This is a genomic window from Natronobacterium haloterrestre (assembly GCF_900112205.1).
In the GTDB taxonomy this organism is placed as follows: Archaea; Halobacteriota; Halobacteria; order Halobacteriales; family Natrialbaceae; genus Natronobacterium; species Natronobacterium haloterrestre.
Genome location: NZ_FOKW01000001.1, coordinates 737,614 through 751,887, shown reverse-complemented (window position 1 = coordinate 751,887; position 14,274 = coordinate 737,614). Strand labels below are relative to the sequence as shown.

Genomic DNA, 14,274 nt, shown 5'->3' with positions numbered 1-14,274 from the left:
GTCAGTGCCGACACTCCCACGTACTTCCTCAAAACTCTCGGGTCGTGAATACGATCGTGGTGGGACGGTCGCGGTCTCGATCCGTAACCAGGGGCGATCAGTCCCGGTCGACGCTCGGGTGCATCGTCGGCTCCTCGTCTAATGGCTCCGCGAACGCCTCCAGGATCGTCTCCCGCGCCCGCTCGTCGCGGCGCTTTCGCTCCTCCTCGTCGATCTCCTCACAGCCCGGCGGGACGTCCCGGTCGCGGCCGGTGAAGTATCCCTCTGGGGTGACCCAGTCGTGATAGAAGGCGACGTCCGAGTCGTGGATCACCGCGAGGCCGACCTTCGCCCCGTGGCCCGCGGCGACGATCGCCTGGTGGGGTTCGCCGGCGATCCGCCCCGCGGCGTAGACCCCCTCGACCGCCGTCCGCCCGCCGTCTTCGACGGAGACGAAGTACTTGCTGCCACGTTGGATGCGCCCGACGTCCAGCGGCTCGAGGTAGTCGCTGTCGGGCCACGAGGCCGCGATCACCCGTCGCGCCTCGACGGGGTCGCCGCCCTCGGTCTCGAGGACGAACCCCTGCTCGAGGTCCGTCCCTTCGACCGGTTCGACGCCCGTCACGCGGCCGAGTTCGAACGTCGCACCCGCGTTTTGGGCCTGTTCGCGCACGAGTTGCAGGTACCGGCGGGCGTCGACGCCGTCAGGGAAGCCGGGGTAGTTCTCGAGGCTGGCGTTGCGCGCGAGGATGGACTCGCCGCCGTCGTCGCCGGACGCAGTCCGGCTGCTCGAGGGACGTGGTCCCTCGCTGACGACGAACGTGTCCAGCCCCGCGCGTGCGGTGAAGATCGACGCGGCGAGGCCGGCGACGCCGCCGCCGACGATGCAGACGTCTCGCATACCGCGTCGTTCACCGCCGTGCGTATAGAACTTGCCGCTTCGCGGGTTTCGGTCGCGTTTTCCGGGTCGCTTTCCGACTTCCCGACTTCCCGACTTCCCGACTTCCCGACCTCCCGACCGGCCGGGAAGCCACCCGTCCGTTGCGGGAGTAACCCTTACTTTCGAACCGCCCGTACCGCTGGTGTGGACAGAATTCTCCTCAGCACCGTCGCTTACCGTCCGCCGGAGGAGGTCTTTCCGTACGTGCGGTCGTTCACCGAGTATCCCCGCTACACCGAACACCTGAAGGACGTTACCGTCCACGGCGACGGCGACGCGGGTTCGGTCTATGACCTCCGACTGGCCTGGTGGAAGCTCAGCTACACCGCCCGCTCCCGGGTGACCGACGTCTCCCCGCCCGAGTCGCTCGAGTGGCAGTTGGTCAACGACATCGACGCCCGCGGGGAGTGGCGCGTCGAGCCCGAGCCGGACGCGGTCCCGGACGGAGGCGAGGGTCGGGCTGCTCTCGACGGCCTCGAGGCCGGAGTCGAAGCGGAGACGGCCAGCCGGATCTACTTCGAGGCGGTCTACGATCCCTACTCCGCCAACAAGGACGCGATTTCCCTGCCGCGGTTCGTCTCCCTGGACTGGGTCGTCGAGAAGGTCCAGCCGCGACTCCTGCGCGAGGCCGAAACGGTCGTCGAGCGTCTCGTGGCGGACATCGAGGGACGGGACGAACCCCGGGAAGTCGAGTTGACGGTCCACGAGATGCCGTAGCCGGGTCCCGTTCCGAGTGGACTCGAAACGCGGCGGTTTCAGACCGACTACTGTCTCCCAGTGCCGGCTCGACGGGAAGTCGTTCTACAGTCGGGTCGGGAATCCGGACCACGGACCGTCTCACTCGTCCTCGAACGACTCGAGGACGACCACGTCGCCGCGCATAGTCATCTGGTGTGGTTCACAGACGTATTCTGCTACCTCCTCCGTTGCCGTAACGGTGAGCTCCCGTGTTTCGTCGTCGTCTTCGATGAAATCGGTCGCGTACTCGTCGACGATGCCCTCGTTCTCGTCCCAGAGCTGGAAGTCGTGTACGGCACCGTCGCCGTTGACGACGGTAAACGTGTACTCCCGGCCCTCTTCGAGGACGAGCGTCGGGTTCTCGACGCCCTCGACGTGGCCGGGTGCGCTGCCGACCCACCCCGACACGTTCGCCTCGAGTTCGATCTCCGTCACGTCGGTCCAGGCACTCGGATCCACCAGGGAGACCGTCTCGAGGACCCGTGCCCCGGGCTCGGCCGGATCGTCGACCGCGGTGACGATCTCGTACGTTCCCGCGGGGACACCCTCGTTCTCGGCGGAAATAGTGATCGTCTCGCCGGGTTCCTCGAGCCGATAGTCGTCGGGATCGAACGCAGATTCGTCGTCCCCGTCGGTCACGAAGACGGTCGCCGCGTCGTTCCGGTCGAGAAGCGTAATTTCGGCCGTCCCGAGGCCCTCGGTCCAGACCTGGACCGCAGCGTTGGTCCGTGGACGGAACGGTTGCGAGATCCCCTGGTACCACGCGTACCACTCGTCTTCGATTTCGACCACGATCGCCCTAACCTGTCGGTCGTACCGCTGATCGGTCGCCTCGTGTTCGAGTTCGAGGGCGTACTCGAGTTGGTACTCCGCGTCGACCGTCCCGTCATCGAACAGGTCCAGCGTGTCGATGCGGTCCCTCGCTTCACCCCGGAAGGCGACCGAGCGGACGGCGTCGGGAGTCCAGAATTCGCCGTAGGCCCGCTCCCAGCTCTCTCGACCGCTGTCGACGACGTACTCGTGTGGGGCGTACGACGCCGCCTCCGTCGCGTTACCGGCGGCGAGCGCCTCGATCGTGGCCTCACCGACCGCCCGGGCTTCCTCGGGGACGCCGTCGTCGTCCACCCCGTCGGCTTCGTCGTCTTCCGTTCGGTCGTCGGATTCGTCCTGGGGACCGTCGGAGGGCTCTGCGGTGGTATCTTCGAGACAGCCGGCGAGTCCAGCGATAGAGAGCCCGCCGACCAGGAGGGATCGTCGTCCCATTCGGTTAGTTTTCCGTTACTTCTTCAAAAATATAAAACGAAAGGTCCGAGAGGAGTCGATCGGGGACGACTAGAACGTGTACTCGTGACTCCCGTCTTCGCTCTCGAGGAACGCCTCGAGCAGATCGATCGTCGCCGCGACGTCCTCGACGTGTGCCGTCTCGGTGACGGTGTGGAGGTACCGCGTCGGGATCGAGATCGCGCCGACCGGCTTCGCGCCGGCCGTATTCTGGAAGCCGGCCGTGTCGGTGCCGCCCGAGGGGAGAATCTCGAGCTGGTGGTCGATCCCCTCCGCCTCGGCGACCGACTGCATCCGCTTGTGGACCTTCGGGCTCGTGATCACGCTGCCGTCTTTGAGTTTGATCGCCGTCCCTTCGCCGAGTTCGGTGACGTGCTCGCCGTCGTCGAACCCGGGCACGTCGTTGGCGACGGTGACGTCCAACGCGATCGCGAGATCGGGATCGACGTCGACGCCCAGCGCCTTCGCACCGCGCAGGCCGACCTCCTCCTGGACGGTCGCACAGAAGTGGATCGTCGCGTCGGGGTCCTCGATCCGGCGGGCCGCCTCGAGCATGGCGAACAGGCAGACGCGGTCGTCCAGGGCCTTCCCGGTGACCGTCTCGCCGACGCGCTCGGTCGTCTGGTCCATCGTCACGAGGTCCCCCGGAGAGACGCGCTCTTCGAGTTCCTCGTAGGGAAGGCCGACGTCGACGAAGACGTCCTCGACCTCGGGGGATTTCTCGCGGTCCTCCTCGTCCAGCGTGTGTGGCGGCGGCGAGCCGATGACGCCCGGCAGGTCGCCGTCGTCGGTGTGGATCGTCACCCGCTGAGCCTTCAGCACGCGGGCGTCCCACCCGCCCAGCGCCTCGAGTTCGAGGAAGCCGTACTCGTCCTCCTCGCCCGCGACGTGGCGGACCATGAAGCCGATCTCGTCCATGTGGGCGGCGACGCCGACGGAGAAATCCGAATCGGCGTCGCCCTCGAGCGTCCCGACGACGTTACCCATCGCGTCGGTCCGGACTCGATCGACGGACTCTTCGAGTTCGGCCACGACGAGTTCGCGGACCCGGTCCTCGTAGCCCGGAACACCGCTCGTCTCGGTGAGGTCGCGAAGCAGATCGAAATCGAACGGGGTCGAAGCGGATGCCATACGCGGACGTGGGGATGGTTCTCATATAAACGCGTGGAAATCGCCCGCAGCGCCTCGGACGGTACGGATTAGTAATATCGAGTGGTTCGGACCCGGGGCCCGAACGGGGCCGGTTCAGCCCGCTCCACTCGAGGGTCCCGTTCGAGGAAATCGCGGACCGTACCGCCGACCGCATCGCGGACGGCGAGTCGGGTTTCCATACTAACCACGGAGTATTAACGGTTGCACTCATTAGAGTACGCGTATGAGTAACGTGCGTGTTGCTGGGACGGGGCTGACCCCGTTCGGGAACACCCCCGAGCGGACGAGTCGTGACCTGTTCGCCGAAGCCACCGTCGCGGCGTTCGAGGACAGCGGCGTTCCACGCGAGGACGTCGAGGCGCTGTTCTACGGGAACTTCATGGGTGAACTCTCCGAGCACCAGGGCCACCAGGGCCCCCTGATGGCCGAGGCCGCCGGCGTCCAGGCGCCGGCGACCAGATACGAGGCCGCCTGCGCCTCGAGCGGGACGGCCGTCCGGGACGCCGTCGTCCGGATCCGTAACGGCGAAGCCGACGTCGTCCTCGTCGGCGGCGCCGAGCGGATGACTAACCTCGGGACTGCGGGTGCGACCGAAGCCCTGGCGATCGCGGCCGACGACCTCTGGGAGGTCCGCGCCGGAATGACCTTTCCCGGGGCCTACGCCCTGATGGCGCAGGCGTACTTCGAGGAGTTCGGCGGCGAACACGAGGATCTCGCTCACATCGCGGTCAAGAACCACGAGAACGCGCTGAACAACGAGAAGGCCCAGTACCAGAGCGCGATCGACGTCGAGGACGTCCTCGAGGCCCCGCAGGTCTCCTCGCCGCTGGGGCTGTACGACTCCTGTCCGATCTCCGACGGCGCGGCCGCCCTCGTCCTGACCAGCGAGGAGTACGCCGAGGACCACGACCTCGACGCTCCCGTCGCGATCACCGGGACGGGCCAGGGCGGCGACCGCCTGGCGCTGCACGACCGCGACCACCTCGCCCGCTCGCCGGCCGCCCGCGAGGCCGGCGAGGAGGCCTACGCCGACGCCGGCGTCTCCGCCGCGGACGTCGACCTCGCGGAGGTCCACGACTGCTTTACGATCGCCGAGGTGCTGGCACTCGAGGCGCTGGACATCGAACAGGTCGGCGAGGGAATCTCGGCGGCCCGGGAGGGCCGTACGACCGCCGACGGCGAGACGCCGATCAACCTCTCGGGGGGCCTGAAGGCGAAGGGCCACCCAGTCGGCGCGACGGGCGCGTCCCAGATCGCCGAAGTGACGAAACTGCTCGCCGGCGACCATCCCAACAGCGAACACGTCCCCGACGCGACGACCGGCGTCGCCCACAACGCGGGTGGGACCGTCGCGAGCGCGACCGTCCACGTCCTCGAGGAGGTGGGACGATGAGCGACGACGAAGAGGTCCAGGACGCCGGCTTCGACGACTGGCTCGACGCCGCCGAGGACGGCGAGGCGTACTACCTCGAGTGTCCCGAGGGACACGGCTCCCTGCCGCCCCGACGCGTCTGTCCCGACTGCGGCGCGACCGACCTCGACGAGCGAGAGCTCCCTGACACGGGCGAGATCGAGACGTTCACCGTCACGCACGTGCCGACACCGGCCTTCGAGGACGACGCCCCATACGCGACCGCGATCGCGAACTTCGGCCCCGTCCGCGTCACGGGCCAGGTCGTCGGCATCGACCTCGAGACGATCGAGAACGGCCTCGAGGTGACGATCGACGTCGCGGTTTCGGAGACGACGGACGAGCGAGTCGTGGCGTTCGAACCGGCGGAGCAGTAAGACGACGGCTCGAAACCCGGGTCCTATTCTCCTGGGCCAGTATCGACGTCGACGTCAGCGTCGGCCCCGGCGTGTAACAGCTCCGCCAGCAGGTACTCGAGGAACTGCTCCGGGTGTTCGCTGTGTGGCAACTGCGTCGCGTAGTCGACGACGACCAGGTCCAGGTCCGCGGCCTCCGCGAGATCCCGGCCCTCCCGCAGCGGGACGAGTTCGGCGTCCCGGCCCCAGACAAGCGTCGTCGGCGTCTCCAGCGCCGCGAGTTCGGTCGCCAGATCGAAGTCGGGGTCGAGCGTTCCCGACGCGAACGAGGCCGGTGCGTACCGCGCGCCGGGCTGGTGAGCGCTGTCCCAGGCGTACTCGACCTCCGCCTCGTCGATTCGGTCGGAATCGTAGTAGCCATCTCGATCGTAAAAGTACCGGATCGCGGGCTTGCTCGCGATCAGGTTGAAGACCGTCGTCCCGACGATCGGCGACCGGATGAGGGTCCGCAGCCACGATCGCTCGGGCGCGGTCTCGTCGGTCGGACAGATCAACACGAGGTGGCTGAACTCCGTCTCGCCGGCGGCATCCGCGGCGAACGCGCCGGTCAGCGACGAGGCGACGACGATCGGGTTCTCGAGGCGCTCCTCCGCGAAGTCACGGAGGAACTCGGCGTACAGCGTCGACGAGTAGACCAGCGGCGGGCGCTCCGACCGCCCGAAGCCGGGCAGATCGACTGCGACGACGCGGTAGTCCTCCGCGAGGCGCTCGACGATCGGTTCGAACTCGTGGCTGCTCGCACCCGCGTAGATGCCGTGACACAGCAACAGGTCCGGATCGTTCGGGTCGCCGGCGACGGTGTAGGTCGTTTCGATCCCCCGCCAGCGGTACGTTCGTTCGATGCCGGGCAGCGGGTTCTCGAGGTCGCCAGCGCGCTTCGTGAGCAGCCGGTTCCCGAGGACGGCCGCGCCGACTGCGCCGACCGCCGTACCGAGGACTGTTCGGGCTTTCATACGGGGCCATAAGACGAGGACGCTCTTAGGAGTGCGGTTGGTATTCGGCGAGCGGGAACCGCGCTAGCCCTCCCGCTCGAGATCCTCGAGACACATCTCGACGGGTTCGAGCAACTCGTCCGCGATCGTGTACGGGTCGGTCTCGCCGGTCCGAACGGCCTCCGCGAGGTCGTCGATCCCGCCAGCGTCCTCGAGTTCGTCCTCGAGGAGGCCGTGGACGTCCTCGCGCAGGAGGGTTCGGATCTCTTCGGCGTACCGCTTTCGAGCCATCTCGGCGCGGGTGCCGGACGCGACGAGGTACTGCTGGTGGTTCTCGAGTTCCTCGATGAACTCCTCGACGCCGGTCCCGTGGGTGGCGATGGTTTCGACGATGGGTGGGATCCAGGTCTCGGGTTCGTCGCCGTGGGGATCGGGGTCCTGGTCGTGGGCCTGGCCGTGGCCCTGGTCGTGGCCGTGATCGTCCATCTGCATCGCGTCGGCCCCGTGATGACCCGCTCCCGACATGCCGAACCCGTCGCCCGCGTCCATCGCAACCATGTCCCTGAGCTCCTGAACGGTGCGGTCGGCTCCGTCGCGGTCGGCCTTGTTCACCACGAAGATGTCGCCGATCTCGAGGATACCGGCTTTCAGGGTCTGGACGTCGTCGCCGGACCCCGGCGGGACGAGCACGGCCACGGTGTCGGCGGTCCGGACGATGTCGATCTCGTTCTGTCCGGCACCGACCGTCTCGATGATGACTTTGTCCTTGCCGAAGGCGTCCATCGCCTTCACGGCGTCCGCCGTCGCCGTCGAGAGGCCGCCCAGCGTCCCGCGGGCGCTCATCGAGCGGACGAAGACGTCCATGTCGCCGATGGTCGATCCCATCCGGATACGATCGCCCAGAACGGCCCCACCGGAGAACGGCGACGAGGGGTCGATCGCGATGATGCCGACCGTCTCGCCGCGCTCGCGGTAGGCCTCGGCGAGTTTGTCGACCAGGGTCGACTTTCCGGCCCCCGGCGAGCCGGTGATCCCGATGACGTCGGCCTCGCCGGTGTGGGCGTAGAGTTCGGAGACGAGGTCGCGATACCCCGGCGCGCGGTTCTCGATCTTGGAGATGGTACGGGCCAGTGCCCGGTGTTTCCCGGCGAGCAGTTCCTCGAGCAGTCGTTCGTCGTCGCCGCCTTCGGTCATCGCTCGGGTGCGTTTTCGCGAACGAACTCGATGGTCTCCTCGATCGACGTCCCGGGACCGAAGATGGCGGCGACACCCTCTTCCTTGAGTCCCTCGCGGTCCTCCTCGGGGATGACGCCGCCGACCAGAACGAGCGTGTCGTCGGCCGCGTCGTACTCCTCGAGGCCGTCGATGATCTTCGGAACGAGCGTGTTGTGGGCACCCGAGAGGATGGAGATTCCGAGGACGTCGACGTCCTCCTGGACGGCTGCCTGTACGATGTCGTCCGGCGACTTGTGAAGCCCCGAGTAGATGACTTCGAATCCGGCGTCGCGGAACGCGCGCGAGATGACGTGTGCACCGCGATCGTGGCCGTCGAGGCCGACCTTGGCGACCAGACACCGGATCGACTCACCTTCCTGTTCGCTGCTCATACCCCCACGTTCCCGGGCCGTATGTTTGACTTTAACGGAAGTTGGTGGACGTTGTTCGGTCACATACCGGTGACTGAACCGCCGTCCGGGGACGAATCGCTGTCGTGATCGGAACCGTGACTGTCGTCGCGGCGTCCAGCACCCCGAACCAAAGGCTAAAGAGCGAAACTACCGAACATTCTGTCAATGACTATCGTTCGTCTACTGCGGAGGGATCTCTCGTGGGCGTCGAAATAAAAGAAACCAGGGTGTCCGACGCCGAGTTCGAGGAAATGAAGGCGTTCGTCTTCGAGTACCTCGCCGCTAGCGTCGAAAAGGAGGAGGAGGGCGGTCGCATGCGCTGGTATCCGTGGCACTCCGCGGAGTACCGGCACAACCACATCCTCAACGTGGTCGATCTCGCCGAGGAGATCGCGCGGGAGGAGGGCGCTGACGTCGACGTCACGCGCGTCGCCGCCCTGTTTCACGACGTGGCGAAACTCGAGACCGACCAGGAACTCCACGCCGAGGCGGGCGCTCGCGTCGCCCGCGAGTACCTCGAGTCGCGCGCGGACTACCCCGAGTCGTTCATCACGCAGGTATGTCGCGCCGTCGAACACCACTCCTACCAGGGGGACCTGAACGACGTCGCCCTTGAGACGCAGTGTCTCATCGAGGCCGACCTGCTGGACAAGATCGGTGCCAACGGGACCGCCCTCATGTTGTTGCGGATGGGGTACGAGGCCCGGACCCACATGGACGCCGACGAAATGGTCGAACGCGTCCTCGAACGTGGCTACGACGCGGCCGCCCGCGTCGAGAGCGACACCGCCGAGAGCATCGCCCACCAGCGGCTCAAACGGGTGAAGTGGTTCCGCGAGTGGCTCGAGGACGAGATCGCCGCGCTCGGGGACTGAAGCGGAACTCCCCGCGACCTCGGCGGTTGGGCCCGAGGAGAGGTCGGTAGCGGTACTGATCGACGCAGATCGTTCCCCGAGTCGGTCACGCTTCGAACACCGAACGAGTGTGATCTCCATGTCTCCACGGCGTGAGAAGCGGCCGTTGTCTTCTTGCTTCCGAGCGAACGACGTACCTGTAATGTGTCACAGCCGCCGAACGGTCCCGCTGCTCACCGTCGGTTTCTTCTGTCTGATGGCGCTGCTGGCGGGTCCCGCAATCGCTGCCGGCGGCGCCGTCGATGCCGGCTCGAGCGATCGGGTCGCGGAGAACGTCGGACAGGTCGACGAGGCACAAGCGGAGGCAAACGCCAACACCACTGCCCGCGAGACCCAGGGCTGTTTCACAGGCGGCAGTTCGTTCACGATCGGCTCGAGCGACGATACCCACATCTGGGTCCGGCTTCACCTGGGGCCGCTTACGGACTCCGGCACCGCGTTCGGCGGCGAACTCGTCGGCTCGGCGGAGGGTGCGGCGACGATCGAGGTCGCCGCGGGTGCCGAGTACGTCGCCGACGGTGTCGATACGCTCCTCCGTGACCCGCTCGAGGCGTTCGCGGTCGTTACGGGGTTCGAGTTCCGGCTCCCGGTCTTCGACGACCTCGGGTCGGGGGGACTCGAGGAAGAGCGGACGCCGACGGTGGATACGACCGCCGAGAACGGGAGTTCGGACGACATCGTTCTCGAGGGGCCGTTCGATACGCTCGAGTGTTAACCGACCGCCGACCGGAACCGATCACAGCAGACCCATCGTGCCCATCGCCAGGAAGAGCGCGCCGAACCCGGCCAGCACGGCCGCGCTCAGCGCCGCGATCACGGGCGCGAGCGAATCGACCCGCCGCCCCGCCGACGACAGCGCCGCGGGATAGGCGACGATCCAGACCCCGATGCCGGCGAAAAAGCCGACCAGCAGCGCCGGCGATCCCGTCTCGACGATCAACGTGCCTGCGAGCGCGTCGCCGACCGCGGGCACGTGAGCGAAGACGTCGAGCGTTCCGGACTCGAGCAGGCCGACGCCGACGGTGAGCCAGAAGCCGATCTGGTAGGGGTTCGTCAGCGAGAGCGCGAACGTCTTCCGGAACCCCTTGGACTCGACGCGCCCGCCGTCCGTGAACGACGCGGCCGATCGGGCCTCCGAGATCGCGCCGACGGCGAAGTACAGCATGAGCACGCCGCCCGCGAGGTAGAGGACCGGTCGTATCGTCGGGTACTGATCGATCACGGCGACGACGCCGAGCAGCGTCAGGACGAAAAAGAGCACGTCCGCGAGCATCGCGCCGAGGCCGGCCCAGAAGCCGGCGGCCCAGCCGCGGACGACGCTCTCCTCCGCGATGATCGCGTTCATCGGGCCGGGCGGTGCGGCGAGCGCGATTCCGAAAACCGCGCCCGCGAGGGTCGTTACCAGTGCCACGTCTGTCTCGAGTCGGCCTGGGAGCGTAAAAAGGATAGTGGTCGCGGTGAGTCCCGCTCTCTCCGTACCCTCCCGATTCTTTACCGTCCGGTCGCTTGACCACGTATGGGTGTGGTAACGGACCCCGCGACGATCGATCGGGAACGGGGCGACGAATGAACCGGCGCGAACTCCTGGTAGCGGCCGGCGGCCTCGGCTCCGTTCCGTTCGCGGGATGTATCGACGACGGTTCGGGGGCCGAAGAGGAGGCGACGACCGGGCCGGGCGAGGACGACGAAGCGGACGCCGAACCGCCGTTCGAGATCCCCACCATCGACGCGCCAGGGAGCCGAGAGGGGACGATCACGGTGCCGACGGAGGGACGCGTCACGCTCGTCAACTTCACCAGAACGGAATGCCCGACGAGCGAGGGGGTCCTCGGGACGATCGGGGAGGCGAGGGACCGACTCGAGGACGACTACGAGTTCGGCCCGGACGGTACCGTCGTGTTCCTCTCGGTGACCGACGAGACGAGGGGACTCGATCCGACCCCGGCGGAACTCGCCGACTGGTGGCGGGAACACGACGGCGACTGGCCGGTGGGGATCGACGAGAACGGCCGGCTCAACGAGTACTACGGCGTGGCCGGCTTTCCGGCGGTCGCCGTGCTCGACGGCGACGGGGAGGTCCGGTGGCGTGATCGAGGCAGTATGCGGGCGGGAACGATCGCGTTCACCGTCGAGGAGGCGATCGAGGCCGAATCGAGCGCGAACTCGGACTGAACTCGACGGGTGCCGACCCCCGAGGACGGCTCACGACTGCTCCTCGATACGGTTTACTGTCCGTCAGTTCCGGCACAATCGCCCCGGGTCGCGGTTGCACCGGGACATCGGGACAGCAATCCGTAGAGTCACTCCTCCAGCAGCGGATACGACTGCGCGCCGCCGCGGGAGTTTCGCGCCACGAGCGTCACGACGGCTGCAGTGCCCCCGATGACCTCGCGGCGGCGTTCCTCGTAGTGCAGGATCGTCAGGTCGAGACACGCCCGAAGCAGGTCGTTCGACCGGTACCGGTGACCGTCGCTCGAGGGACCGACCTCGATCGGGTCGCTCGAGCGGAGGTGGTGTTCGTAGACGAGGACGCCGCCGGGCGCGAGCGCCTCCTTGAGCGCGGGCAGGTGCTCGAGGGCGGCGAAGAAACTCACCGAGATGACGTCGTACTCGGCGGCTCGTTCCCCTTCGAGGTCGAACTCGGCGAGATCGGTCCGGATCCAGTCGACCTCGACCCCGCGTTCGGCGGCCCGGTCGCGCGCCCGCTCGAGGGCCGCGTCGGAGACGTCGATAGCGTCGACGTCGTACCCGTGTTCGGCGAGAAAGAGCGCGTTTCGGCCCGTCCCCGTCGCGACGTCGAGGGCGCGACCGTCCGGGACGGTGTCGATCCGACGCTCGAGTTCCGGGATCGGGTCGTCGGGCAGGTCGAAGTCCGGGTCGTCGTACTTCTCGTTCCACCGCGCTCGGTCGTCGGTCACGGTCGCGACCAGGACCCGAGCGGCCTTGTAGGTTGGCACGCCGCTCCCGTCGCCCCACCGGTGATTATTTTCCCCTCCGGACCCTGTGTCACGTATGCACATTCGTCAGCCGGGACCGGCACGCGGGCGGCCGTGCTCGGCTCGGTCCGCTCGAGGGCGCGGGCGGGATAGCGTCGACGGTCGCGGACGCCGGCAGTCCGTCCGGGCCGCGTTCACGGGGGGTGATGCCGTGTGAAACGGCGCGAACTCGTCGCAGGGGTCGCGAGCGCGGGCGTCCTCGGCGGCGGTGCCGCGGTCGTGTGGCGCGGCCTTCGCTCCCCGATAGGCGGCAGTTCCGACCGGCCGGAGGCCGACGCCGAGACCGACTCGAGCGAGGACGCCGAGGACGGGGCGATCGAACTCGAGACGATCGAAGCCCCAGGGAGCGATGCCGGGACGATATCGATCCCGACCGACGGCGTTGCCCTCGTCGTGTTCTTCTCGCCGGTCTGTCACCGCTGTCGATCGCTGATGCCGAACCTCGTCGACGCGCAGGCCCAACTGGCAGAGACGTACGGGAACGACGAAGACGACGCCCTCACCGTCGTCTCGGTCGCAGCCCACCAGACCGAGGAACAGCTCCGGGACTGGTGGATCGAACACGACGGGAACTGGACCCTCGCGTACGACGGCGACCGCAGACTGGCGAATGAGTACGGCGTCGCCAGCCACCCCGTTCTCCTGGCGCTTGACGACTCCGGAACGGTTCGCTGGGAGGACGAGGGCGTCCTCGAGACCGAGAGGATCGTCCGCAACGTCGAACGAGTTCTCGAGGCGGTCGGCGAGGAGTCGGGAGACGGGACGGAGCAAGAGGAGAAAGCGGCCAACGAAACGGACGGCGACGACTGACCTATAGCAGTCTACACTCGAGACGCGATGGTCCGGACCGAAACTCGACGATCGAACCGGTATCCTATTTTCGTTGGCGCGAGTATACAGGGATATGACCGGCCGCCCGCCCGGCCTTTCGTCAGGTCCCGTTACGGTGCCCGTCGAGATCCCTGGGTGCGTCGAGCGTGTGCGCGTCGAAAAAACCGAACCGGCCCGCGTCCTCGGTAGCCCCCTCCACCGTTCCCTCTCGCGTCCGGAGCCGGCGACTCGAACGCCAAACTACGGGGTGAGCCGCCCGTGAAGCGGCGCGAACTCCTCGCCGGTGTCACGAGCGCGGGCGTCCTCGGCGGTGCCGCGGCGACGTTCCGGTTCGGCCTGCCGTCGTTCGCGACCCCTGCCGGAGCGGGATCGACCGCGGACTCGAGCGGGGGCGACGGGGGCAGTGACGGAGACGGAAACGAAAACGACAGCGGTGGCCCCATCGAACTCGAGACGATCGACGCCCGCGGGAGCGAAGCCGGAACGCTGCCCGTCCCGAACGACGGCGTGACGGTCGTCATGTTCTTCTCGCCGGCCTGTGGCACGTGCCGGAAACTGATGCCACACCTCGCCGCCGCGCGGGAACGGCTCGTCGACGCGGGGTACGGCGACGCGCTGACCGTCGTCTCGGTCACCGCCAGACAGTCCGAATCCAGCCTCCGCGAGTGGTGGCTCGAGTACGAGGGGAACTGGTACCTCGGCTTCGATCCGGGCCGGTCGCTCGCGGCGCAGTACCAGGTCGTCGGCTATCCCGTGCTCGTCGCGGTCGACGAGGATGGAAACAGCCGGTGGACGGACACGGGAGTCGTCAGTGCCGATCGGATCGTCAGGAACGTCGAGCCCCTGCTCGAGGACGCCCTCTCGTCGGACGACTCGGGAAGCGAGTCCGGCGAGTTGGACGGGAACGAAACGGCCGACGATGGGGAATCCGAAGCGGAAGGCGAAACGGAAGCCGAGACGGAACCCGCGGATGGCAACGGTAACGCTGGCGACGACGGTGACGACAGCGACGAATCCTGATCCGACCCCTCGAGTTAGCCCCGAATCCCAGCGCCG

16 protein-coding genes are annotated in these 14,274 nt (G+C 67.5%); 8 read left to right on the top strand and 8 right to left on the bottom strand.

What is annotated here, in order from left to right; genetic code table 11:
* Positions 1 to 97 precede the first annotated feature (97 nt).
* Positions 98 to 880, bottom strand: a complete 783-nt coding sequence (locus BM113_RS03560; RefSeq protein ID WP_089785379.1) for an NAD(P)/FAD-dependent oxidoreductase — start codon at positions 878 to 880, stop codon at positions 98 to 100.
* Between the two features lie 183 nt (positions 881 to 1,063).
* On the opposite strand from BM113_RS03560, the gene BM113_RS03555 reads away from it, so the two are divergent.
* Complete coding sequence (locus tag BM113_RS03555) at positions 1,064 to 1,636, top strand: SRPBCC family protein (protein ID WP_089785378.1); 573 nt, start codon at positions 1,064 to 1,066, stop codon at positions 1,634 to 1,636.
* A gap of 120 nt (positions 1,637 to 1,756) precedes the next feature.
* On the opposite strand, the gene BM113_RS03550 is transcribed toward BM113_RS03555, so the two are convergent.
* Both BM113_RS03550 and BM113_RS03545 read right to left on the bottom strand, forming a co-directional pair.
* Entirely contained in the window at positions 1,757 to 2,920 is a 1,164-nt protein-coding gene (locus BM113_RS03550; protein WP_089785376.1) for a cupredoxin domain-containing protein, read from the bottom strand.
* Between the two features lie 69 nt (positions 2,921 to 2,989).
* Complete coding sequence (locus BM113_RS03545; RefSeq protein ID WP_089785374.1) at positions 2,990 to 4,069, bottom strand: M42 family metallopeptidase; 1,080 nt, start codon at positions 4,067 to 4,069, stop codon at positions 2,990 to 2,992.
* Positions 4,070 to 4,313: 244 nt separating this feature from the next.
* On the opposite strand from BM113_RS03545, the gene BM113_RS03540 reads away from it, so the two are divergent.
* Positions 4,314 to 5,483, top strand: coding sequence for a thiolase domain-containing protein (locus BM113_RS03540; RefSeq protein WP_089785372.1), 1,170 nt, complete (start codon positions 4,314 to 4,316; stop codon positions 5,481 to 5,483).
* Entirely contained in the window at positions 5,480 to 5,878 is a 399-nt protein-coding gene (locus BM113_RS03535) for a Zn-ribbon domain-containing OB-fold protein (RefSeq protein ID WP_089785370.1), read from the top strand. The genes BM113_RS03540 and BM113_RS03535 overlap by 4 nt, the downstream gene beginning before the upstream one ends.
* Positions 5,879 to 5,901: 23 nt before the next feature.
* Here BM113_RS03535 and BM113_RS03530 read toward each other — a convergent pair whose 3' ends face one another.
* The 3 genes from BM113_RS03530 to BM113_RS03520 form a co-directional block, all read right to left on the bottom strand.
* Positions 5,902 to 6,870 (bottom strand): alpha/beta fold hydrolase, encoded by a 969-nt coding sequence (locus tag BM113_RS03530; protein ID WP_089785368.1) that lies wholly within the window; start codon positions 6,868 to 6,870, stop codon positions 5,902 to 5,904.
* Positions 6,871 to 6,933: 63 nt separating this feature from the next.
* On the bottom strand, positions 6,934 to 8,043 hold the full coding sequence (meaB, locus tag BM113_RS03525) for a methylmalonyl Co-A mutase-associated GTPase MeaB (protein ID WP_089785366.1): 1,110 nt from the start codon (positions 8,041 to 8,043) through the stop codon (positions 6,934 to 6,936).
* Positions 8,040 to 8,456: a cobalamin B12-binding domain-containing protein gene (locus BM113_RS03520; RefSeq protein ID WP_007140509.1), complete on the bottom strand. Its 417-nt coding sequence runs from the start codon at positions 8,454 to 8,456 to the stop codon at positions 8,040 to 8,042. Before BM113_RS03520 ends, meaB begins: the two co-directional genes overlap by 4 nt.
* Positions 8,457 to 8,677: 221 nt before the next feature.
* Here BM113_RS03520 and BM113_RS03515 point away from each other — a divergent pair, with 221 nt between their 5' ends.
* Both BM113_RS03515 and BM113_RS03510 read left to right on the top strand, forming a co-directional pair.
* Positions 8,678 to 9,352: an HD domain-containing protein gene (locus BM113_RS03515; protein ID WP_089785364.1), complete on the top strand. Its 675-nt coding sequence runs from the start codon at positions 8,678 to 8,680 to the stop codon at positions 9,350 to 9,352.
* 181 nt (positions 9,353 to 9,533) lie between these two features.
* Positions 9,534 to 10,106, top strand: a complete 573-nt coding sequence (locus BM113_RS03510) for a DUF7332 family protein (protein WP_089785362.1) — start codon at positions 9,534 to 9,536, stop codon at positions 10,104 to 10,106.
* A gap of 21 nt (positions 10,107 to 10,127) precedes the next feature.
* Here the strand turns inward: BM113_RS03510 and BM113_RS03505 are convergent, their stop codons facing one another.
* Positions 10,128 to 10,802, bottom strand: a complete 675-nt coding sequence (locus BM113_RS03505; RefSeq protein ID WP_089785360.1) for a LysE family translocator — start codon at positions 10,800 to 10,802, stop codon at positions 10,128 to 10,130.
* A 155-nt stretch (positions 10,803 to 10,957) separates the two neighbouring features.
* Here BM113_RS03505 and BM113_RS03500 point away from each other — a divergent pair, with 155 nt between their 5' ends.
* A complete protein-coding gene (locus BM113_RS03500) occupies positions 10,958 to 11,563 on the top strand; it encodes a TlpA family protein disulfide reductase (RefSeq protein WP_089785358.1) in 606 nt (201 codons plus the stop codon).
* 128 nt (positions 11,564 to 11,691) lie between these two features.
* Here the strand turns inward: BM113_RS03500 and BM113_RS03495 are convergent, their stop codons facing one another.
* Positions 11,692 to 12,309: a class I SAM-dependent methyltransferase gene (locus BM113_RS03495; protein ID WP_177209084.1), complete on the bottom strand. Its 618-nt coding sequence runs from the start codon at positions 12,307 to 12,309 to the stop codon at positions 11,692 to 11,694.
* 231 nt (positions 12,310 to 12,540) lie between these two features.
* Between BM113_RS03495 and BM113_RS03490 the strand changes: the two genes are divergently transcribed.
* The gene (locus BM113_RS03490) at positions 12,541 to 13,197 is read left to right on the top strand and encodes a TlpA family protein disulfide reductase (protein WP_089785354.1); all 657 of its coding nucleotides are present in this window, start codon (positions 12,541 to 12,543) and stop codon (positions 13,195 to 13,197) included.
* A 279-nt stretch (positions 13,198 to 13,476) separates the two neighbouring features.
* Positions 13,477 to 14,238 (top strand): TlpA family protein disulfide reductase, encoded by a 762-nt coding sequence (locus BM113_RS03485; RefSeq protein WP_089785352.1) that lies wholly within the window; start codon positions 13,477 to 13,479, stop codon positions 14,236 to 14,238.
* Positions 14,239 to 14,274: the final 36 nt, after the last annotated feature.